The organism is Natronobeatus ordinarius (assembly GCF_024362485.1).
GTDB lineage: Archaea > Halobacteriota > Halobacteria > Halobacteriales > Natrialbaceae > Natronobeatus > Natronobeatus ordinarius.
In genome coordinates this window covers 1,169,273-1,188,878 of record NZ_CP101456.1, presented here as the reverse complement: position 1 = coordinate 1,188,878, position 19,606 = coordinate 1,169,273, and the positions used below count along the sequence as shown (strand labels likewise).

Here is a 19,606-nt window from a genome sequence, read left to right as displayed (position 1 = left end):
TACCCGCCGGGACGACTGAAAAAGGTTAACCGCCTCGGCACACAAGCGTCGACCAACATGGCCACGGACGTCAAGCCCACCCGCAAGAACCTGATGGCGATCGACGATCGGATCGATCTCTCGGAGCGGGGTCACAGCACGCTCGAGAAGAAACGCGACGGGCTGATCATGGAGTTCATGGACATCCTCGATAAAGCCCAGGACGTTCGCGGAGAGCTCTCTTCGGACTACGAGCGCGCCCAGAAGAAAATCAACATGGCCCGGGCGATGGAAGGCGACGTCGCGGTTCGCGGGGCCGCCGCCGCGCTCGAGGAACACCCCGAGATCACGACCGAGTCGAAGAACATCATGGGCGTCGTCGTCCCGCAGATCGAGTCGACGAGCGTCTCGAAGAGCCTCGATCAGCGCGGCTACGGCGTGCTCGGCACCTCGGCGCGAATCGACGAAGCCGCGGAGGCCTACGAGGACCTCTTGGAGAGCATCATCCTCGCCGCCGAGGTCGAGACGGCGATGAAGAAGATGCTCCGAGAGATCGAGACGACCAAACGGCGCGTCAACGCCCTCGAGTTCAAACTCCTGCCCGACCTCTACGAGAGCAAAGAGTACATCGAGCAGAAACTCGAGGAGCAAGAACGCGAGGAGATCTTCCGGCTGAAGAAGATCAAAGAGAAGAAAGAGCAGGAGGAAGCCGAAGAGCGGAAGAAGGCCGAAGCCGACGAGGAGCCCAAGCAGACGGCCGCCAGCGGCGTTCCGGGCGACGACTAGCGCGGATGGCCTGTTCGGCGTGCGGTGGCGCAGTGGTCGACTTTTCGATTCCGACAGACGCACGCGAGTACGCTCCAGGCGACACCGGGGCGGCGTCGATCTGCACGACCTGTCTCACGGTCGACTCGAGCGAGAACCCCGACGACCCCGACTTCTCGCGGGTGAGCGACGCGTTTCCGACGAACCGGTCCGCGGCGGTTCCGCTGGCGCTCGCGCTCGGACGCTGTGACTCGCTCGTGACGAACCGCGCGGCCCTCGAGACGCTGCTCGAGCGCGTCGAGCGTGCAGGCGCGGACCCGTTACTGATCATCGACCGGCTACTCGCCGACCCGTCGATCGAGCCGGCGGTCGACCTCGAGCGCCGTCGTCACCAGCTCGAGCAGCTTCTGTACTGATGCTTCCCTGACTCACAGCTCACGGTTGGTCCTCGCTCGGTTATGGCGGATCGATCGCTTTCGGCTCGTTGTCGTCACAGCCGTGAGTGTAAAACCGCCGGACGTCCCGGTCACGGTTCTCCGGGTTGTCGATCGTCTCGAGGGTCACGTCTTCGACGACGACGTACATATTGAGGTGGGTGAGCGATTCGCCGTGTTCGTCCTCCCACGTCGAACAGAGGTGGTCGGCGAGCGTCTCGGAGACGACGTCGTCCGGGCCGCCACGGCTCACACTGCTCATGTAGAACCGTTCGCGGTACGTGTCGTACTGACGCTGTAGCTCGTCGTAGGGCCGCTCGTACGTCAGCGATCGGCCGTTGTAGGCGTCGATCCGGTCGCCGCTTTCGTCCACCGCCGGGAAGACGTAGTAGCTGTCGGACGTCCGCGGGTGTGGGGCGAAGACGGTCCAGACGGGCTGGCTGACGCCCAGTTTCGACGCGGTGTCGTCGATCCGTTCGGCCGGGCCGTCGTCGTCCTCGAGGCTGTTGGCGACGGGGAGGTGACCGAGCGCCGGAATCACCAGGATCGAGACGACGGCGATGGCGACGACGACGGTGGAACCGATCCTGCCGGCTCGAGCGAGCGAGGCGCGCGTTTCCGGACCGATCCCGAATCGGAGTCGCGGGAACGTCGCTCCGAGTCGCACGAGGGTCGATCGGAGCGGATCGGCCCGGAGCCGACCGGACGAAGCGTACCGACGCAGGGCGGTCAGGTCCTCCCAGAACGGCGACTGCAAGAACAGCAACAGCCCCGCGATCGCGACGTACGGAAACGCCCCGATTCGGACCGTGAGCGCGAACGACGCGTGGCCGCCGACGAACATGGCGACGAGGAGCGTGCGTGCTCGACCGCGCAAGAGCAAGAGGAGCCACGCGAACAGGAGCATGTAGTACCACGTCAGCCCGCCGTACCGGAGCAGCGTCGGGACGTTCCGAGTGAACTCGCCCAGCAGGAACGTCGTGTCGTCGAGCCCCATGATCAGCGGCGTGGCCTCGCCGCCAGTCCATAGCTCCGACTCTCGCTTGTGGTAGCCGTTGAGAACGTACATGTAGACGATCTGTATCAGGATCGCCGCGGAGGCGAGACTCGAGATTTGCTCTCGCGGCCGAGAGTCCGCGTACAGGGCGTCGACCGACCAGCGTTCGCCGAGCGGGAGGAAGATGGCCCAGAAGAGAAGCATTCGAAAGAGCGTGTCGGCGTAGCTGAGAACGAGCGGGTTTCGGTGATCCAGCGAGATCACCAGCAAGAACGAGAGGATCGTCGCGAGTCTCGTCCTGTAGCCGACGATCAACTGGAGGGCGATCAGTACGTGGAGTACGAACAGCGCCGCGATCACGGTCGAGTTCGTCGTGTAGTAGAAGATCGAGAACGCCCCATCGGCTGACATCTGCTGTGCCAGCGAGAGAGGCACGGCTCCGTCTTCAGTGTAAAAGAACGTAAAGTTTCGAGATCGAAGGAGGACGTCCGCGATGATGAGCAGCCCGGCCGACACTCGGAACGCAGCCAGCGCCCGCGTGTCGATCGCCACGAACCCCGGATCGAGATAGACCGACTCACGAGCGCCGCGGCGGAGACGCTGTAAGAGGTGGGCGAGCTCGGAACGTCCGTGTCGTTGCCGGCGATCGTCGGTCATTCGTTCGCCGTCCGGGTCTCCCCAGGACGTACCGGGGTCGTACCACGCAACGGGGCAAAAACGCTCTCCTCGGGTCGACGGTACAGCCGTTCGACTCCACCGTCAACCGGTGCCGTCACCGGCCCGTCCGGGCCGCCACAACGCCGCGACGCGTTCCGCCGCCTTTTAAGGGTGATCGCGACGACGGTTGCGTCATGAAACGCATCGTCAGCACCGACGAGGCTCCCGAGGCGGTCGGGGCGTACAGCCAGGCAACGACGAACGGCTCGCTGCTGTTCACCGCGGGCCAGATTCCGCTGACCACCGACGGCGAGTTGCTCGCCGACGAATCGATCACCGCCCAGACCGAACAGGCGCTCGACAACCTCGTCGCCGTCCTCGAGGAGGGTGGCGCGAGCCCTGAGGACGTCCTCAAGGTGACGGTATTCCTCGGCGACATCGATGACTTCGAGGAGATGAACGAGACCTACGCGGGCTACTTCGACGAGGAGCCGCCGGCCCGCAGCGCCGTCGAGGTGGCGAACCTCCCGAAGGGCGTCGGCGTCGAGGTCGAAGCGATCGCCAGCCTCGAGTGAGCGTGAACCGCCGCGTCAAATCGGCACTCCTGTGGGGCGCGGTGGGCGTTCTGTCCTTTCTCGTGCTCGCCCAGGGGTACGCCCTCGTCGCCGGCCCGCTTGTGACGATCATCCAGGGGGCGGCCGTCGCCCTCCTCGTCGGGGCCGGCGCCGCCGCGAGCGCGTACGTCCTCGAGTACCGAATCGCCGAGTGGGCGGCAGAACGAGCCCGGAAGTGAACCGCCGACGGCGCGGGCGCTTCTCGTAACAGTTAAACGACCGACCCCGCTACGTTCGAGTGAGCCAGGATGGCCGAACGGTAAGGCGCACGCCTGGAAAGCGTGTTCCCTTTCGGGATTCTGGGTTCAAATCCCAGTCCTGGCGTTTCTGCCGCGAACAACTCGTGAGCGGCAGGAACCGAACGAGTGGGATTTGAGGCCCTGGAAGTCGCAGCCCCGGAACGGCCGAACGAAGTGAGGCCGCACGCCCGGAACGTCTTCCTATGGGTTCAAATCCCAGTCCTGGCGTGTCGTGATTCAACACCTGCGAGCGACGCGTAGCGACGAGATGGACGCGAGTCAGCCACGAATCGTCAGGATTCCGTCGTTGACGATGACGTCGGTCGCCTCGGGCGGGACGTCGAACTCGAGGTGCGTCCCGTCGACGACGACGATCGCCGTGTCGTCGACCACGTCGAGCGTCGGCTCGCCGATGACGGGGCCGAAATCGACCGTGACGATGGTCTCGTCGTCGTACTCGCGGACGGCGATCGCGACGTCGTCGCGGTTGCCCGCGGCTGCTTCGAGTTCGGGTGGCGTCTCCATAGCTGGCCGTTGGGCGTCGCCGCCAGTAAGCGTCCTGCACGAGTGTGCCCGCCGTCGCGTACCGAACGACTGGACGGCCTCGTCGATGGGCCGAGCGGGCGAGCGTCGAGACTCCATAGATCGTCCGGTGATGGATTCGCACCCGTCGGCCGAACGGTCGACGACCACCTGTCCGTTCTCTCGACGAGGTACATTCAGGGCCGAGACGTATGTCTCCCGATGGAGTGGAACCGCCATGGGCGAGCCACCAGCCGTCGAGAAGGTCGAGACTGAAGGTGGCTACGTCCACGTCCGATTTCGCGATCCGGATCGGTACGACGAGATCCGAACGCCAGACTGGGCGAAGGACCCAGCGGAGTCCGTCTCGGAGGCCAGCGAGGTACGCACCGGACGGCTCGAGGACGAGGACGACTGGGAGGTCACCAGCGTGTTGATCGAGAAGCACGTCGGCGAGGAAACGGCCGAGCAGCAGGCGCGAGAGATCGTCGAGAAGATCGAATCGTAGCGCGACGCCGTCAGTCGTCGTCGGCCCGCGCCTCGCGCCAGTCCTCGAGGTCGTCGTCGTCGGCGTCGTCCAGCCGCCGCTCGTAGTAGGCCATCGGGTGGGGAATCCGCTCACAGAGGTCGTCTTTGTTCACGCAGTCGCCGTAGGACTGCATCGTCGCACACGAGGGCGGCGAGTACTCAGTCGGCGAGGTCTCCCCGCGGATGTGGTCGGTCTGGTAACGGGTCATCTCCTCGCCGAACGAAGAGTTCACTCGATACAGGTCGACGATCTCGTCGGTACCCATCCCGATGCTGGCCAGGAACGAGGTGATCGCAAATCGGGAGTGGTGTGGGAGGTGCTCACCTTTCTGGACGTCGTCGAGCAAGGCCTTCATACACGGCGGGAACAGGTCGGGGACGACGGTGTCGATCTCGCGGGTGAGATCGAGGTCGGCGAGCGCGTCCCGAATCGCCTCGACCTCTGCCTCGAGCGCCGTCGCGATCGCCTCGGGCACCTCGAACGGCAGGCCGTCCTCGATTCGCTCGCGGATCGCCTCGCGCAGGAGCTCGAGCAGTTCGCCTTCGTCGACCGGCACCTCGCCGTCTGCCAGCGCCCGGTTGACGAGTCGCCACTCGTCGCCCCACAGGTCCGCGGCGAGGGTGAGGTACGCCCCGACGTCGACCCGGTAGCCGTCGTCGGTCTCCCTGACGGCCGACTCAAGGTCGAACTCCGCGAGCAGCGTCTCGCGGTCGAGGCCGGTCGTCTCGACGCTCTTGAGCTCGGTCGTGTCCGCGAGGTCGGCCGTAAACCGGTCGTACGCCGTGGCCGCCTCCGCGCGGGCGTACCGTCGGACGAGCACTCGTTCGTCGACGAGCGAGACGAGTACCCGCGCGACGGGGTAGGAGAGTAACTCGGTGCGTGCGTCCAGCCGCGGCTCGCCCGTGTGGCCGTCCTCGAGGGCGGTGTGAACCCGTTCGGCGGCGCGGTCGACCACGTCCCGATCCTGTTCGACGACCGCTGCGAGGTCGACGGCCGCCGCCGCGACCGACTCGCGGGCGACCTCGAGGAACGGATAGCGGGCGTGCAGTCGCTGCATCGGTCGTACGATACCAGCGAGACGGGTTAAGCCCGACGGTCGACGGCCCCGAGACGGTGCTGGCACACGGTGGCGAGGACCGGTCGGTCAGTGTCGCCTCGAAAGTGACCGGCTTCGGTTGGACGTCCCGTCGGTCGACTCCAGTGGCTCCGTACCGAGGACTCGCTCGAGTTTCCGTTCATACTCCGACTCGGTGAGTTCGCCGGCGACGTACTGCTCACGGAGTCGCTCGAGGTGGGCGTCGGTCGTCAGCTCTTCGGAGGCGCTCGCCGCGTCGGCGTCGTCCGACGCGGAACGTCGACGTGACCAGATGAACACGCGGTAGGAGCCGATCAGCGCGAGGAGCAGTACCGAAAGCGTCACCAGGGGGATGAGCAGCGCCGTCAGCAGCTTGACGACGAGCAATAGCAGCGTCAACAGCACGCTCACCGCGACGAGCACGGCGATAAGTCCGGTGAACGCAAACGCGACGGTACGGAGTCTCATGTTCCCTCCTGGGTGCTCGAGGAGCAAATACCTTACACGGATGAGGTGAATACTCGAGTCGGAGCCGTCAGTACCCCAGCGAGAGCACCAGGTTCGCGACGAGCGCGAGGAGGACCATCGAGAGGAGGCCGGCCAGAACGAGGAAGGCGACGCCCCAGCCGAAGAGGTCGGCGAACAGCCCCGTGCCGACAGAGCCGAGCGCGCCGACGACGCCGTAGACGGTCCTGACGAGGCCGAAGCCAGCCCCACGTTCGGCTTCGGAGAGCAGGTCCATGAAGCGGGGCAACAGTGCGGCGCTCCAGCCCATTCCAGTGCCCACGAGGACGACGGCCGCGACCACCGTCACGGGTTCGGACCCGGCGACGAAGAGTGCGAATCCGACGGCCGCGACCAGCGCACAGCCCGCCGCCGTGGGCTGGCGGCCGTACCGATCGGAGGCAGCGCCGATACCGACCTGCGTGACCCCGTGAACGACGAAGTACGCCGAGAAGACGAGGCCGGCGAGTTCCGTCGAGTAGCCCCGGTGTTCGACGAGGAACGTCGGGAGAAACGAGGCGGTTCCCTGCCAGACGAACGCACACAGGATCGAGAGACAGACCGTGAAAGCGATCTGTCGCCGGGAGAGCAACTCGAGGACGGGTCCCAGCTCGAATCGGTCGCCCATCGGTTGGTCGGGACGACGCGGCGGCGTGGGCCGGACGCGCCAGGCGAACAGAACGAAGATAGGGACGGCAAAGAGCGTCCCGAGAGCGACCGCGGGCCGCCAGCCGTAGGTGACGCCGATCCAGGCGGCGAGGACGGGGGCGATCAGGCCCGCGGCGGGCGCGCCGCCGTTGTGGAGTCCGATGGCGGTGCCGATGTCGTCGTAGGTGCGGCTCAACAGCGCCGTCGCGACGCTGTAGTGGAGGCCGGCGAGGAAGCCGAGGGCGATCGTCGCGAGGACGAAGACGGGGAAGACGGGCGCGAGCGCGATGAACAGACTCGCGGCGGCCGTGCCGCCGATCGCGAGGAGGATGATCGGTCGCTCCCCGAAGCGGTCGGCGGCCACGCCGCTTGGAAACTGCGAGAGGAAGTACGACATCCACAGCCCCGTCAACGCGACGCCGATCACGGAGTTCGAGACGGCGAACTCGTCGGTGATCGCCGGGACGACTGGGCTGATCGCCAGCCGGGCGACCATCGTCGCGAAGAAGGCAAGTGTACAGAGCGTGAGGACGGTGTCCCGGTATCGCCAGCGCATCGGATGGAGCGCGAATCAGTGACTCGCGAGTATATCTGCCAGTCAGACGGGTCGACAGATGAGCGTGTTGCTACCGGCAGACGGGACCCGAAAAGGGGGGAAACACGCATCGTCACCCGGCCACTCGATCTGGGCCGAGCGAGACAACACGCTCACTGAACGGTAGGTAGTGTGGGACTGTAAAGTGAGATGAGGCAGGGGAGAGGATCGCTGGGGGCAACGAACAAGGGTTCCCTGCCTATCGTGACGTATTGTCGAGTATTCTCATAGCCATTACTCCAAAATAGTTTGGTTCCGGATTGCTCGCGCTCGCGAACGGGCGCTCGAGGGAACCAACTCATTGCACCGAGAGACACGACGATGACGTGCAGTGCGTTCGGCCGGCTATAGTAGCCACTGAAGTCAGTGCACACCTGTTCGCGATCCAGCGGCCAGTACTGGCCGTTCAGCTGCGAGTTGTGTGTAACCCGTTTCAGTTGGTACTGTAGAGCATTGCAGACGCTCACCTCGACCCGCCCAGGTACTCACCTCACTGCACCGGTATCTTTTGACCAAGGCTCGACATCCAACAGACGGCGGGCAGTGCATGTCATAACACACCATATCGATAGATCATCTATTTCCAATAAAGTATTTATAATTCAAACACTCAGTTTGGACTGATGGTTTCGAGAAGGAGGATCCTGAAAATGGGGGCTGCGGTTGGAGTGACTTCGACGATCGGGCTGGCGGGTTGTCTCAGCAGCCTCACCGGAGGTGGTGCGTCCCAGGTCGAAGAGTGGCTCGTCGATCCGCGCAATTTAGCTGGGGCTCCGGATCAGTATCCTGTCATGTCGCTTTCACCTTCGACGTTGGATGAGTATTCGACGTCGTTCTCTAGAGATGACTGGGGCCGCATTCGCGATTCATTCGAGTACGATTTCACCCGGTTCTACGCAGATGAACTGGATCGGGTGACGACCGGTGGCTGGTCAGACGGATTTAATGTTATCGTCGGTGATATCGACGCAGAGGAACTCGACGACGACCTCCGACAGGAGGGGCTTCGCTCCCGAGGAGAGTACGACGGGTTCGAACTGTACGAGCACAGTGACGAACGGTGGGCCGCAGGAGTTATCGATGGGACAGTGGTCATTGCTCACGATAGACGAGAAGAGAACCCAGTTGTCGTCGTAGAGGACATCATCGACACGAACAACGGCGAGCGGCGCGACTACAGAGACGTCGACGCCGACTTCGACCTACTGATGGACGAAGCCTCCATTGGAGACCTGTTCTTCGCAATGGTAGAGGAACCAACCGACGAGACCGAGCCGGAACGGGGGCGGTTCCGAAACCACGTCGGGATTGCAAATACGGTCACACTCGGAGAAGACGACTCGACGGCCGAACTGGTGTTGACGTTCCTGGACGAACGAGACCCACGCGAACGCGACATCGAAGACTGGACGCGTGAAGCTGACGTATTCCGTTTCTGGCGGGACATCGAGATCGAGATCGACGAGGAGGTCGCCCGAATCGAAGGCGAAGTTCCGACCCGCGATCTCCTGGACGTCTCCTTCCTGTAAATCGTCGACACACCGAGGAGATCGTAACGGAACGACGGCTGTTACGATTCGACGACCTTGCCGTCGGAATCACCGTCGGCTGCGACCTCGAGCGTCCGAACCTCGCGAACGTACTCGAGGAAGTTCTCGAAGACGAGTTTCGCCGCACACGCCGCCCGGTAGTTCTCCTCGGTGATGCTCGCGAGGACCCGGTCGCGGCGCTCGTCGGATAACTCCTTACGCAGCGTCAGTTCGCGCGCCGTCTTCTGATCGTACTCGGGGTGAAACTGGACGCCGAAGACGCGATCTTTTCGGAATCCGTGGTTCGAGTATTCGTTCTCGGCCAGCGGTCGCGCACCGGGTGGGAGCTCGACAACCGCGTCCTCGTGAGAGGTAAAACAGGAGAACCGACGGCCGATCCCCTCGAGGAGTCGCGACTCGCCGAGGCGTTCGATCTCGCTGTAGCCGATCTCGTAGGCGCCCATGTGTCTGACCTCGCCGCCGAGGACGTCCGCGAGCAGCTGGTGGCCCCAGCAGACGCCGAGACACGGCAGATCGCGGTCGATCGCGCCGCGAACCCACGCCTTTGTGGGCTGGATCCACGCCTCGTCGTCGTACACCGACGACCGCGAGCCGGAGACGACGACGGCGTCGTAGGCGTAGTCGGCCGGAAGTTGCCCCTCGGTGACGTGGAATTCGCTCACGGAGCCCTCGAGTTCGCGCCGGAAGTTCCGCGTCGTGTTCCGGTCCTCGTGGGCGGCGATCAGCACGGCGATCCGGGCGTCCGTCATTAGGCGTATCCATGTGAGTCGCGACGGATAGGTTTTCTGCCCGGGTCGGACGTTGCCGGCGGCTCCGTGACGGTCGGTTCACCCTGGGATGTAGTTCGATGGACGGAGCGTCGGATCCGTTCGACCCTCGCTCTGTCAGCCGTTCGGGCGTGACGAGCCGTTAGAAGGCTCCCGCCATCGTCAGGATCGCGAGCGCGTACAGAATGCCGACGACGAGCGTCGCGATGAACAACAGTATGCTATCCTGCGTCTCCGGCATTCGCATGCCGTTGTACGTTTTGGCCATTATGACTCTCCTCACTTTCCCTTACTCTCCTGTTCCATCGACAAGCTTTCGGTCTGTTCCGGAGCGCGCTCGAGTTCGACCGCCGACGGCCGACGATCCATCACGTTTTTGCCCCTGTGACGGATTCGTATCCACGATGGACCGACCGGTGGCGGAGACGGATCTCGAGTTCGACCACCGACCGGAAACCGACCAGTCGTTCGAGAACGCCCTCGAGAAGGCACGAAACGGCGACCGGCTAACGGTCGAAGACGGCGTCGAGCTGCTGACGACGGGAACCGACGTGGCGGGGATCGACTGGCGACGAAAAGAGCAGGTACTCGAGGCCGCCGACAGGCGACGCCAGGAGGTCGTCGGCGACGAGGTGACCTTCGTCGCGAACCTGAACAACAACGTGACGACGGCCTGCACCGTCGGCTGTCTGTTCTGTAACTTCAAGGATTCGGCGCACACCTTCGAGCACGAGTACGACGGCGAGACCGCTGGCTTCACCAAGACGCCCGCCGACTCGCGCGAGATCGTCCGCGACGCCGTCTCCCGCGGCATCTACGAGGTCACGTCCGTCTCCGGACTCCACCCCGCACTGGTGCTCGACGAGGAACACCGCGAGGCGCTCGAGGCCCACGACGCCCCGAGGCAGATCGATTACGTCCCGCCAGACCGTTACGAAACCGACCCCGGCACCTACGTCGACCAGCTCCGGGCGATGAGCGTCGACGGCGTCCACGTCCACTCGATGACGCCCGAGGAGGCCGCCCATGCTCGCCGCGGGACCGACTGGAGCTACGAGGAGGTCTACCGCCGGCTGAAAGCGGCGGGACTGGACACCGTTCCCGGGACGGCCGCCGAAATCCTCGTCGACGAGGTTCGGGACGTCATCTGTCCCGGCAAGATCGACACGGCGGGCTGGCTCGAGGCGATGGAGGCGGCCGCCTCGGTGGGGTTGGGGCTGACGGCGACGATCATGTACGGCCACGTCGAGAACGAGGCCCACCGCGTCATGCACTTAGCGGAGATCCGCCGGCTCCAGGAGCGCGTCGACGGCGCGATCACCGAGTTCGTCCCGCTCTCGTTCGTCCACCAGAACACACCCCTCTACGAACACGGCGTCGTCTCTGGCGGGGCGACCCGCGACGAGGACGAACTCATGATCGCCGTCTCGAGGCTCTTCCTCGACAACATCGACCACGTCCAGTCCTCGTGGGTCAAGTACGGCGACGAAGGCGGGCTGAAGATGCTCACCTGCGGCGCGGACGACTTCATGGGGACGATCCTCTCCGAGGAGATCACCAAGCGCGCCGGCGGCCAGTACGGCGAGTTCCGCTCGTTCGACGACTACGTCGAGCTCATCACCTCGATCGGGCGCGTTCCGGTCGAACGCTCGACCGACTACGAGGAACGACGCGTCATCGACCCCGACGACCCGCCATTTGGCCCTCAACTCGGCCCGAAAGCCGACGGGACGCCGCTGCTCGAACCGGACGAGCGGCCGCTTCCGGCGGACGACTGAGACGGATCGTTGTAACGTGTTACCGGTGATCGCTCGAACGGGACGGCGATCACCGGTAACGAATCACAACAGAACGTATGACTCGAGGCCAGCAGCTGCGGGTTCTGAATCCACGACCGAGCCACAGGTAGCGGCGCATCCGTGAGTCGCGCCGACGGCGCGACGAACACGCCGCCGCGCCGTCGGATGCGCGGTTCGGAGCCAACGGCGAGAACCGCGACGAGCGAACGGCGAACGGAGTGAGCCGTGAGCCAGGGGAGGTGTGGGGACGACTCCACCCGAGTGCGGACCGAGCCACGGCGAGGTCCGCGCGAGGACGGGCGAGCTCCCACCGTGTTTCGTGCGAGCACGACGACGTCTGGGCTCGACTCGATCGGCACGGAAAACACTCGGTCCGACGAACGTCGACGACCCCAACAGTCGTTACCGTCGCGGACGATCACATAGCTATGAACCACCTCGAGCCCGCGGCCGAGAACCGGTGGAAGCTCCCGCGACACGCCCACCTCGTGATCTACGAGCGCGAGGGGGACGGCGGCGACGATGACGACGGCGACGGCGACCAGCGCGGCCTGCTCACCATCTACGACTGTGGCGCAGCCCAGAAACCGCCCTCGGCACAGCTGCTCGGGACCCTCGAGTCGGTCGACGCCCGCGCCGAGATCGACCGAAATCCCACGGGTCGCGTCGTCAGGATGCGCGAGCAGTCCATCCTCGAGCGACGGCCGGGCGATCGCTTCCGGATCGTCCGGCGATGACGGCGGCCCCGCTGGGCGCGACGCGGGCGGTGGTGTGACCGTCGCCGTCGCAGGTGGCGAGCGCGCGGCCTAGTTCTACGTGGATCGAGCCCCTCACCTCGACTATGGCCATCCCTGGCTACGATCCCGAAGACGTCGAACAGGCACTGCTCGAGCGCGAACCGGGCGACGTAGACGGGAACGTGTCGGTCGTCGCGACGGTCGTCCCCGACGAGTTCGGACTCGAAGAGTGCCCCGCCGAGGCGCCGTCGGGCGCGCTGAGCGATCCCGTCGAGTTGACCGGCGTCGACGGACTCGAGGGACTCGACGTGCTCCAGGTGGAACTCGCGTACGATCCCACCGAACTGCCACCGGGAGCGAGCCCGACCGAGGTGGCCGTTGCCGTCGAAACCGACGCGGGGTGGGAGTCGCTGAATTCGGACGTCGACCTCGAGGACGCGACGGTGACGGCGACGACGACCGAGCGGCCGGCGGGGACGACGCTGGTCGCGATCCACTACCAGACGGCGTCGTCGACCGACGAGTGATCGACCGCCGACGAGGACGAGCGGCGATCGGCGTCAGGATTCTCCAGTCGAAAGTCTCGTCACCCCTGGAAGAAAAGCAACGGTCATGATTGCCCTTTTCTCTGATACACACAGCAGGCAGGGACACGAACTCGAGAACGAGGCGCTCGCGGCGGCACGGGAAGCGGACGTCGTGATCCACGCAGGCGACTTCACCAGCCAGGCGGCACTCGAGGCGTTCCGCGAGGAGTGTTCGACGCTCCTCGCCGTTCACGGAAACGCAGACGAGCCGGCGGTTCGCGAGCAGCTTCCGGCCGAACGAGTCGTCGACGAACGCGGGATTCGGTTCGCCGTCACACACCGGCGCGACGGCGGCGAGACGGGACTGGCGATGTTCGGCCGGGCACACGACGCAGACGTCGTCGTCTCGGGACACACCCACCGGCCGACGATCGTCGACGCCGGGGACGTCCTCCTTCTCAACCCCGGCAGCCACGCCCAGCCGCGGGGGAACCGGCCGGGCTTTGCGATCCTCGAGCCGACCGACGAGGGCATCGTCGGCCAGCTGCTCGAGCCGGACGGAACGCTCATCGAGCCGTTCGAGTACGAACGGTAACCGGGGTGCAACTCGGATTGTCGTGAACGGGAACGAACACCGGTGAAAAAGTCGCTGGAGGACGGGCAGCGAAGTCAGTGGGGACAGTTCGAGTGGTCAATGGGGACGGTTCGGGTGGGGGACCCGAACACGGATTGGTCAGCGGGTGTCGTCCGGTTCGTGGAGGGGGAGCCCGAACCGGAGCCGCCAGGGGGACGCGACGGGAGACCACCGGTTGTGGGGACAGGCCCCAGCCTCGACGCACGACGGGTCGTGGAGGGCCGAAGACCGGGGCGCACATGCAGCTACGTTCCTGTGTGAAAAATAGTCACCGCAAGGTGAAACACTGGTTTTAGCTAGGGAGGTGTGACCGACGCCCGTGTGGACGGCCGCCCCTCGAGCGTCGCCATCGGCCGCTCGAGGCGGCGAGGCCGGTGAACGCAAACCGGCGGCCGTCGCGTCGAGCCCGGCGTCGAAACGGTTTTGCCGACCCATCGTGTACCCGTCTGCAATGCGAGGATTCATTCCCGACGATCCCGTTATCATCGCGATCGTCCTGATCCTGCTCTCGTTGATCTTCTTTACGTATCTCCTCCTCCGCCGGACGATCCTCGAGTTCCGCGAAGGGATGGAGGGGCGCTGACGCGAGTCGGCGAGCGTCACCGCGACCGGGGTTGATATAGTAGCCACTGAAAGTCATTGCACACCTGCGAGCTGTGTGTAAACCGTTTCAGTTGTTACTATAACTCGCCCTCGGCCAGCCAGATTGGAACACCGTTCGCTCGAGCAGCAGGTCACCTTCAGTAGCCACTGAACGTCAGTGTACAACCCGTCTCAGTGGTGGCTGTGACCGAGCACGGACTGGAGCGCCACGTCGGCGGTCACAGAAACGGAGCAAACCGAAAGCGCACGGAGAGATCGAACCGAGACGACGGCTCGAGCGATCGGTGCTCAGTCAGCCTGGACGGCTTCGGCTTCGTCCTCGCGGTAGTGTTCCGCGATGAAGTCCTCGTCGATACGGTTGAGCTCTTCTTTCGGCAGGTCAGAGAGGAGATCCCAGCCGATCTCGAGGGTCTCCTCGATCGAGCGGTTCGTGTCGTAGCCCTGCTGGACGAACTCGTCTTCGAAGCGGTCGGCGAAGTCGAGGAACTTGTTGTCACGCTCGGACAGCGCCTCGCGACCGACGATGTTCACCAGGTCACGGAGGTCCTCACCTTCCGCGTAGCCGGCGTACATCTGATCGGAGACGTCGGCGTGGTCGGCGCGGGTCAGCCCCTCACCGATCCCGTCGTCCATCAGCCGCGAGAGGCTTGGCAGGACGTTCACCGGCGGCTCGATACCCTGGCTGTGGAGGTCACGGTCCATCACGATCTGACCCTCGGTGATGTAACCGGTCAGGTCGGGGATCGGGTGGGTGTCGTCGTCGCCGGGCATCGTGAGGATCGGGATCTGGGTGACCGACCCGTCACGGTCTTTGAGTCGACCTGCACGCTCGTAGAGCTGGGCCAGGTCGGTGTACATGTAGCCGGGGTAGCCACGCCGACCCGGAACCTCCTCACGCGCGGCACCGATCTCACGCAGCGCCTCACAGTAGTTCGTGATGTCGGTGAGGATGACGAGCACGTGGTAGTCCTTCTCGAAGGCGAGGTACTCCGCCGTGGTCAGGGCAAGTCGCGGGGTGACCGTCCGCTCGACTGCGGGGTCGTCCGCGAGGTTCATGAAGACGACAGAGCGCTCGAGTGCGCCCGTCCGCTCGAAGTCGGCCATGAACTCGTTGGCCTCTTCCTGGGTGATCCCCATCGCGCCGAAGATGACTGCGAACTCCGAGCCCTCGCCTCCTTCGTCTTCTTCCGGCACCGTCGCCTGCCGGGCGATCTGGAGTGCGAGGTCGTTGTGGGGCAGCCCCGACCCGGAGAAGATCGGCAGCTTCTGGCCACGAACGAGGGTGTTCATGCCGTCGATGGCGCTCACACCGGTCTGGATGAACTCCTCGGGGTACTCACGCGAGTAGGGGTTGATCGCCGCGCCGACGATATCCTGGCGCTCCTCGGGGACGATCTCCGGGCCGCCGTCGATCGGTCGGCCGGAGCCGTCGAGCACCCGTCCGAGCAGGTCCTCGGTGACGGGCATCTTCATCGTCTCGCCCAGGAAGCGAACCGAGGCGTTGCGGTCGATACCGCCCGTGCCCTCGAAGACCTGGATCGAGACCAGCCCCTCGGAGGACTCGAGCACCTGTCCGCGCAGGGTCTCTCCCTGTGGCGTCTCGATCTCGACGATCTCGTCGTAGCCGACGGGCTCGTCGACTTCGGCGAACACCAGCGGACCGCTAATCTCCGTAATAGTTTGGTATTCTTTCATGTTCAGTACAGCCCCCGAATCTGTTCTTTGAGGTCTGCCTCGAGTTCCTCGATGAACTCGCGCCACTCGTCGGCCGTTCCCATCCGGTTGAGCCGCGGTGCGGCGTCGACGTTCTGGATCTCCTCGACCGGGACGCCCGCCTCGAGCGCCTGGAAGGCCTCGTCGTTGAACGTCTTGATCGCCTCGAGCATCCGGTAGGTCTTCTTCGGCTCGCAGTAGGTGTCCACGTCGTGGAACGCGTTCTGCTGGAGCCACGCTTCACGCAGGTAGCGGGCGACCTCGAGGGTCAGCTGCTGGTCCTCGGGCAAGGCGTCCTTGCCGACGAGCTGAACGATCTCCTGGAGCTCGTCTTCCTCGTCGAGGACGTCGATGGCCCACTGGCGGACCTCCGGGAAGTCCTCGGCGACGTTCTCGCGGAACCAGGGGTCGAGTTGCTGGCGATACAGCGAGTACGACTCGTTCCAGTTGATCGACGGGAAGTGTCGCCGTTCGGCGAGGTCCGCGTCGAGCGCCCAGAACGTCTTGACGATCCGCAGGGTGTTCTGGGTGACCGGCTCGGAGAAGTCTCCGCCCGGTGGCGAGACGGCGCCGATCGCCGTCACCGATCCCTTGGTGCCGTTTACGTTCTGGAACAGGCCAGCGCGCTCGTAGAACTCGGAGAGCGCCGCCGCGAGATAGGCGGGGTAGCCTTCCTCGCCGGGCATCTCCTCGAGTCGGCTCGAGATTTCACGCATGGCTTCCGCCCACCGGGAGGTGGAGTCGGCCATCAGCGCGACGTCGTAGCCCATGTCACGGAAGTATTCCGCGATCGTGATTCCCGTGTAGATACAGGACTCACGGGCGGCGACAGGCATATTCGAGGTGTTCGCGATGAGACACGTTCGGCTCATCAGCGGCTTGCCCGTCATCGGATCCTCGAGGTTCGGGAAGTCCTCGATGACCTCGGTCATCTCGTTTCCACGCTCGCCACAGCCGACGTAGACGACGATGTCCGCGTCGGACCACTTCGCGAGCTGGTGCTGGGTGACCGTCTTCCCCGAACCGAACGGACCGGGAATCGCTGCGGTCCCACCCTTGGCGATCGGGAACAGTCCGTCCTGGATACGCTGGCCCGACTGCAGCGGGACCGTTGGCGTCTCCTTTTCGGCTGCGGGGCGGGCCTTTCGGACCGGCCACTCCTGGTGCATCGAGATCTCTTCGCCGGAGGACAGTTCCGCGACGGTCTCTTCGACCGTGAACTCACCGGCTTCGATCGACGTGATCTCACCGCCCTCGTAATCCGGCGGGACCATCACTTTGTGGGTGATGCTCTCGGTCTCGGGAACCTCGCCGATGACGTCCCCTGGCTCGACCGCGTCGCCTTCCTCGACGGACGGGGTGAACTCCCAGGTTCGCTCGAGGTCGATGCCCGGCGCGTCGACCCCGCGGTCGAGGAACGCCGACTGCATCTTCTCCTCGAGTTCGTCGAGCGGGCGCTGGACGCCGTCGTAGATGGTGTCCAGCAGGCCCGGTCCGAGGTCGACGCTCAGGGGCTCGCCCGTGTTCTCGACGGGTTCGCCGGGGCCGACCCCGGAGGTCTCCTCGTACACCTGAATCGTGGTCAGGTTCCCTTCGATTTCGATGACCTCGCCCATCAGCCCTTCGTCGCCGACGTAGACGACGTCGTTCATCCGGGCGTCGAGGTCCGCGGCGGTCACGACCGGACCGCTCACGCTTTCGATGACACCGTCCTCGCGGACGGTCTCCGTTTCCTGTGCCTGACTCATAGTTTTACTCGTTGTCTTCTTCCATCAGGTCGATACCGATCGCGCGCTTGATCTGGTCGCGCAGGCCGCCACCACCGGTTCCGCTGCCGATCGTGACGACGACCGGTTCGACGCTCGTCTCGACGTCCTGTCTGACGTTCCGCGAGAGGTGCTCGAGGTCGTCGTCGTGCATGACGACGATGCCGACGCCGTCGTCGTCGAGAACCTCCGTCACCGCATCGTCTAACGCGTCTGCTTTCTCGGCGTCCGGGACGTTCTCGAACCGTCTGACGCCGGCGAGCCGGAATCCAGTGGTGAACTCCGGACTGCCGACGACCGCGATCTCCTGGCTCATAGGACCACCAGTTCGTCTTCGATTTCGCTCTCGGTGAGGCCGACCTCGCGACCGCGCGCGATCGCGCGGATATTCTCGACCTCCCGCTCTTTCGCGAGGATGTACGACAGCACCGCCGACACCGACACCGGGTAGATGCTCGAGAGCCGATCGGCGTACTCGAGCAACGCGGCGTCCAGCGCGTGTTCGAACTGGATGAGGCTCTCTGCCTCGCGCAGCCTGGTCAGCGCCGTCGACAGTCGATTACCGTAGCGGCGGTTGTCGGCGATGTGGCTCACGAGTTCGTCGTAGTCGTTGACCAACCGTGAGAGTTCCGCCTCGGTAAAGAGGACGCCACCCTCGATGTAGAACTCCGCCGGGTCGAGATCGGCGCCGCTGCGGGCGAGCCGCAGCGCGTTCCGGGCGTTCCGGAAGTCGATCTCGGCCTCGAGGAACTCGACGTACAGCGCTTCAGGGCCCTCCTGGGGCCGGCCGAGGTCACCGAGTAAGTTCTCGTAGAACTCCCGGTCGAGTGCGTTCTCGAGTGGGATGAGCATCCCCGTCTGTTCGTACTCCTCGTAGGCCACCTCGAGCGGCGCGTGGAAGATCGTCCCCTCGAGCATGTCGACGACGTCCTCGATCTCGTCGGCTTCGACCAGCCGGTTGAGCAGCGCGTCGTCGAGTTCGCCGGCGCGGATGAGGTCCGTCTGGATATCCTCGGCTGGCGTCTCCGTGTAGATGCCACGGATGATCGTCTTGACGTTCCAGACGTCGAACTTCCGGAGGTACCGGGCGATGAGGTCGTAGAGGCGGCCCTCCGACCAGTCGAGTAAGTCGTGGAAGTGCTTTGCGAGATTGCGGTTCAGCGCATACTCGATCAGGTCGACGCCCGAAAAGCGCGTCCCGAGCTGGTTGATCTCGCGTTCGTACTCCGTCTCCTCCATGAACCGTGCGATCCCGCTCGGCCCCATCCGGATCAGCTTCCGATAGTCCTCGTCTGCGAACAGCGACGCTCGACGGGACCGCACGCGGGCGTTCACGAACTCCGGATTCGAGGCACCTGCACTCATTGCTCGAAGAGTCGGTTGCTGATCTCTCGGAGATTCTCTTCCCAGACGTCCTCGAGGAGCGAGTCGAACGTGTTGTTCACCCGGACGCGGGACTGCTCGCTCTCGACGACGACGCCGCCGAGACAGTCGTACTCCCCGGCGTACTCGTAGCCGTCGTACTCGCCGAGGATCGACTCGAGGAGGTCGGCGTCGTCGCCACGGCCGTAGACGCTGACGTCGTCGCCCGCCTCGAACTCGACGCTCGCGGCGTCGAGCAGGGTCCGGGTGAGCTCCTCACGGGTGCCCTCGTCGAGTTCGACGAGTTCGCGCTCGACTTGCTCGCGGACCTCGCCGAGAACGTCACGGCGTGCCTCGAGACGCTTCTGTTTCGCCTCCAGCTTCGCACTGGAGAGTCGCTGTTCTTCCAGCTGGTCGATCTCTCGTCCGACCTCCGTTTCCGCCGCGTCGAGGATCGCGTCTGCGTCGTCTTCGGCCGCCGAGACGATCTCATCGGCGCGCGCATCGCCTGCTTCGCGGATCTCCTCCGCACGCGCGCTAGCTTCTTCTCGAATGTCCTCAACGACTGTATCCAAACTCATTGGTGAAAG

23 protein-coding genes and 1 tRNA gene are annotated in these 19,606 nt (G+C 64.7%); 12 read left to right on the top strand and 12 right to left on the bottom strand.

All coding sequences use genetic code 11. The features are described 5' to 3' along the window. Positions 1–57 precede the first annotated feature (57 nt). Positions 58–765 carry a V-type ATP synthase subunit D gene (locus NMQ09_RS06130; RefSeq protein WP_255193564.1) on the top strand — a complete coding sequence of 236 codons (708 nt, stop codon included), beginning with the start codon at positions 58–60 and terminating at the stop codon, positions 763–765. Between the two features lie 5 nt (positions 766–770). Then, positions 771–1,160 carry a DUF6276 family protein gene (locus tag NMQ09_RS06125; protein WP_255193562.1) on the top strand — a complete coding sequence of 130 codons (390 nt, stop codon included), beginning with the start codon at positions 771–773 and terminating at the stop codon, positions 1,158–1,160. Positions 1,161–1,200: 40 nt separating this feature from the next. Here the strand turns inward: NMQ09_RS06125 and NMQ09_RS06120 are convergent, their stop codons facing one another. Beyond that, positions 1,201–2,832, bottom strand: coding sequence for an HTTM domain-containing protein (locus NMQ09_RS06120; RefSeq protein WP_255193560.1), 1,632 nt, complete (start codon positions 2,830–2,832; stop codon positions 1,201–1,203). Between the two features lie 194 nt (positions 2,833–3,026). Here NMQ09_RS06120 and NMQ09_RS06115 point away from each other — a divergent pair, with 194 nt between their 5' ends. The 3 genes from NMQ09_RS06115 to NMQ09_RS06105 all read left to right on the top strand — a co-directional run bounded on the left by NMQ09_RS06115 (position 3,027) and on the right by NMQ09_RS06105 (position 3,770). Next, a complete protein-coding gene (locus NMQ09_RS06115; RefSeq protein ID WP_255193557.1) occupies positions 3,027–3,407 on the top strand; it encodes a Rid family detoxifying hydrolase in 381 nt (126 codons plus the stop codon). A gap of 2 nt (positions 3,408–3,409) precedes the next feature. Next, entirely contained in the window at positions 3,410–3,625 is a 216-nt protein-coding gene (locus NMQ09_RS06110) for a DUF7981 family protein (RefSeq protein ID WP_255193555.1), read from the top strand. A gap of 63 nt (positions 3,626–3,688) precedes the next feature. Next, a tRNA-Ser gene (locus NMQ09_RS06105) sits at positions 3,689–3,770 on the top strand. 194 nt (positions 3,771–3,964) lie between these two features. Here NMQ09_RS06105 and NMQ09_RS06100 read toward each other — a convergent pair. Beyond that, positions 3,965–4,210 (bottom strand): DUF7127 family protein, encoded by a 246-nt coding sequence (locus NMQ09_RS06100; RefSeq protein WP_255193552.1) that lies wholly within the window; start codon positions 4,208–4,210, stop codon positions 3,965–3,967. A gap of 235 nt (positions 4,211–4,445) precedes the next feature. On the opposite strand from NMQ09_RS06100, the gene NMQ09_RS06095 reads away from it, so the two are divergent. Beyond that, positions 4,446–4,715, top strand: coding sequence for a hypothetical protein (locus tag NMQ09_RS06095; RefSeq protein WP_255193550.1), 270 nt, complete (start codon positions 4,446–4,448; stop codon positions 4,713–4,715). 10 nt (positions 4,716–4,725) lie between these two features. Here NMQ09_RS06095 and priL read toward each other — a convergent pair whose 3' ends face one another. From priL to NMQ09_RS06080, 3 genes are all read right to left on the bottom strand, one after another. Next, positions 4,726–5,793 (bottom strand): DNA primase regulatory subunit PriL, encoded by a 1,068-nt coding sequence (gene priL / locus NMQ09_RS06090; RefSeq protein ID WP_255193549.1) that lies wholly within the window; start codon positions 5,791–5,793, stop codon positions 4,726–4,728. Between the two features lie 87 nt (positions 5,794–5,880). Then, positions 5,881–6,279: an SHOCT domain-containing protein gene (locus NMQ09_RS06085; RefSeq protein WP_255193547.1), complete on the bottom strand. Its 399-nt coding sequence runs from the start codon at positions 6,277–6,279 to the stop codon at positions 5,881–5,883. A gap of 67 nt (positions 6,280–6,346) precedes the next feature. Then, positions 6,347–7,519, bottom strand: coding sequence for an MFS transporter (locus tag NMQ09_RS06080; protein WP_255193546.1), 1,173 nt, complete (start codon positions 7,517–7,519; stop codon positions 6,347–6,349). A 707-nt stretch (positions 7,520–8,226) separates the two neighbouring features. Here NMQ09_RS06080 and NMQ09_RS06075 point away from each other — a divergent pair. After that, on the top strand, positions 8,227–9,087 hold the full coding sequence (locus NMQ09_RS06075; protein ID WP_255193545.1) for a hypothetical protein: 861 nt from the start codon (positions 8,227–8,229) through the stop codon (positions 9,085–9,087). A gap of 41 nt (positions 9,088–9,128) precedes the next feature. Here the strand turns inward: NMQ09_RS06075 and NMQ09_RS06070 are convergent, their stop codons facing one another. After that, complete coding sequence (locus NMQ09_RS06070; protein WP_255193544.1) at positions 9,129–9,857, bottom strand: type 1 glutamine amidotransferase; 729 nt, start codon at positions 9,855–9,857, stop codon at positions 9,129–9,131. A 160-nt stretch (positions 9,858–10,017) separates the two neighbouring features. After that, positions 10,018–10,143 (bottom strand): hypothetical protein, encoded by a 126-nt coding sequence (locus NMQ09_RS06065; RefSeq protein WP_255193543.1) that lies wholly within the window; start codon positions 10,141–10,143, stop codon positions 10,018–10,020. 136 nt (positions 10,144–10,279) lie between these two features. Between NMQ09_RS06065 and cofH the strand changes: the two genes are divergently transcribed. From cofH to NMQ09_RS06040, 5 genes are all read left to right on the top strand, one after another. Continuing rightward, positions 10,280–11,653 (top strand): 7,8-didemethyl-8-hydroxy-5-deazariboflavin synthase subunit CofH, encoded by a 1,374-nt coding sequence (gene cofH / locus NMQ09_RS06060; RefSeq protein WP_255193542.1) that lies wholly within the window; start codon positions 10,280–10,282, stop codon positions 11,651–11,653. Between the two features lie 449 nt (positions 11,654–12,102). Continuing rightward, complete coding sequence (locus NMQ09_RS06055) at positions 12,103–12,411, top strand: hypothetical protein (RefSeq protein WP_255193541.1); 309 nt, start codon at positions 12,103–12,105, stop codon at positions 12,409–12,411. A gap of 104 nt (positions 12,412–12,515) precedes the next feature. Further along, positions 12,516–12,938 carry a hypothetical protein gene (locus tag NMQ09_RS06050; RefSeq protein WP_255193540.1) on the top strand — a complete coding sequence of 141 codons (423 nt, stop codon included), beginning with the start codon at positions 12,516–12,518 and terminating at the stop codon, positions 12,936–12,938. Between the two features lie 85 nt (positions 12,939–13,023). After that, a complete protein-coding gene (locus NMQ09_RS06045; protein WP_255193539.1) occupies positions 13,024–13,533 on the top strand; it encodes a metallophosphoesterase in 510 nt (169 codons plus the stop codon). Positions 13,534–14,023: 490 nt separating this feature from the next. Continuing rightward, complete coding sequence (locus NMQ09_RS06040) at positions 14,024–14,155, top strand: DUF7859 family protein (RefSeq protein WP_255193538.1); 132 nt, start codon at positions 14,024–14,026, stop codon at positions 14,153–14,155. 308 nt (positions 14,156–14,463) lie between these two features. Here NMQ09_RS06040 and NMQ09_RS06035 read toward each other — a convergent pair whose 3' ends face one another. Genes NMQ09_RS06035 through NMQ09_RS06015 form a run of 5 tightly spaced genes read right to left on the bottom strand, consistent with a single transcriptional unit; the run spans position 14,464 to position 19,597 of the window. Continuing rightward, positions 14,464–15,870 (bottom strand): ATP synthase subunit B, encoded by a 1,407-nt coding sequence (locus NMQ09_RS06035; protein WP_255193537.1) that lies wholly within the window; start codon positions 15,868–15,870, stop codon positions 14,464–14,466. Between the two features lie 2 nt (positions 15,871–15,872). Continuing rightward, positions 15,873–17,636 carry an ATP synthase subunit A gene (locus NMQ09_RS06030; protein ID WP_255193536.1) on the bottom strand — a complete coding sequence of 588 codons (1,764 nt, stop codon included), beginning with the start codon at positions 17,634–17,636 and terminating at the stop codon, positions 15,873–15,875. A 4-nt stretch (positions 17,637–17,640) separates the two neighbouring features. Beyond that, positions 17,641–17,970: a V-type ATP synthase subunit F gene (locus NMQ09_RS06025; RefSeq protein ID WP_255193535.1), complete on the bottom strand. Its 330-nt coding sequence runs from the start codon at positions 17,968–17,970 to the stop codon at positions 17,641–17,643. Then, a complete protein-coding gene (locus NMQ09_RS06020; protein ID WP_255193534.1) occupies positions 17,967–19,019 on the bottom strand; it encodes a V-type ATP synthase subunit C in 1,053 nt (350 codons plus the stop codon). Before NMQ09_RS06020 ends, NMQ09_RS06025 begins: the two co-directional genes overlap by 4 nt. After that, complete coding sequence (locus NMQ09_RS06015; protein ID WP_255193533.1) at positions 19,016–19,597, bottom strand: V-type ATP synthase subunit E; 582 nt, start codon at positions 19,595–19,597, stop codon at positions 19,016–19,018. Before NMQ09_RS06015 ends, NMQ09_RS06020 begins: the two co-directional genes overlap by 4 nt. Between the last annotated feature and the right edge of the window lie 9 nt (positions 19,598–19,606).

Coding starts and splice junctions, on each gene's coding strand:
- NMQ09_RS06080 (WP_255193546.1), bottom strand. CDS start 7,519: ATGCGCTGGCGATACCGGGACACCGTCCTCACGCTCTGTACACTTGCC.
- NMQ09_RS06035 (WP_255193537.1), bottom strand. CDS start 15,870: ATGAAAGAATACCAAACTATTACGGAGATTAGCGGTCCGCTGGTGTTC.
- NMQ09_RS06030 (WP_255193536.1), bottom strand. CDS start 17,636: ATGAGTCAGGCACAGGAAACGGAGACCGTCCGCGAGGACGGTGTCATC.
- NMQ09_RS06125 (WP_255193562.1), top strand. CDS start 771: ATGGCCTGTTCGGCGTGCGGTGGCGCAGTGGTCGACTTTTCGATTCCG.
- NMQ09_RS06070 (WP_255193544.1), bottom strand. CDS start 9,857: ATGACGGACGCCCGGATCGCCGTGCTGATCGCCGCCCACGAGGACCGG.
- NMQ09_RS06120 (WP_255193560.1), bottom strand. CDS start 2,832: ATGACCGACGATCGCCGGCAACGACACGGACGTTCCGAGCTCGCCCAC.
- NMQ09_RS06085 (WP_255193547.1), bottom strand. CDS start 6,279: ATGAGACTCCGTACCGTCGCGTTTGCGTTCACCGGACTTATCGCCGTG.
- NMQ09_RS06130 (WP_255193564.1), top strand. CDS start 58: ATGGCCACGGACGTCAAGCCCACCCGCAAGAACCTGATGGCGATCGAC.
- NMQ09_RS06055 (WP_255193541.1), top strand. CDS start 12,103: ATGAACCACCTCGAGCCCGCGGCCGAGAACCGGTGGAAGCTCCCGCGA.
- NMQ09_RS06015 (WP_255193533.1), bottom strand. CDS start 19,597: ATGAGTTTGGATACAGTCGTTGAGGACATTCGAGAAGAAGCTAGCGCG.
- NMQ09_RS06040 (WP_255193538.1), top strand. CDS start 14,024: ATGCGAGGATTCATTCCCGACGATCCCGTTATCATCGCGATCGTCCTG.
- NMQ09_RS06065 (WP_255193543.1), bottom strand. CDS start 10,143: ATGGCCAAAACGTACAACGGCATGCGAATGCCGGAGACGCAGGATAGC.
- NMQ09_RS06100 (WP_255193552.1), bottom strand. CDS start 4,210: ATGGAGACGCCACCCGAACTCGAAGCAGCCGCGGGCAACCGCGACGAC.
- NMQ09_RS06020 (WP_255193534.1), bottom strand. CDS start 19,019: ATGAGTGCAGGTGCCTCGAATCCGGAGTTCGTGAACGCCCGCGTGCGG.
- NMQ09_RS06025 (WP_255193535.1), bottom strand. CDS start 17,970: ATGAGCCAGGAGATCGCGGTCGTCGGCAGTCCGGAGTTCACCACTGGA.
- priL (WP_255193549.1), bottom strand. CDS start 5,793: ATGCAGCGACTGCACGCCCGCTATCCGTTCCTCGAGGTCGCCCGCGAG.
- NMQ09_RS06050 (WP_255193540.1), top strand. CDS start 12,516: ATGGCCATCCCTGGCTACGATCCCGAAGACGTCGAACAGGCACTGCTC.
- cofH (WP_255193542.1), top strand. CDS start 10,280: ATGGACCGACCGGTGGCGGAGACGGATCTCGAGTTCGACCACCGACCG.
- NMQ09_RS06045 (WP_255193539.1), top strand. CDS start 13,024: ATGATTGCCCTTTTCTCTGATACACACAGCAGGCAGGGACACGAACTC.
- NMQ09_RS06095 (WP_255193550.1), top strand. CDS start 4,446: ATGGGCGAGCCACCAGCCGTCGAGAAGGTCGAGACTGAAGGTGGCTAC.
- NMQ09_RS06115 (WP_255193557.1), top strand. CDS start 3,027: ATGAAACGCATCGTCAGCACCGACGAGGCTCCCGAGGCGGTCGGGGCG.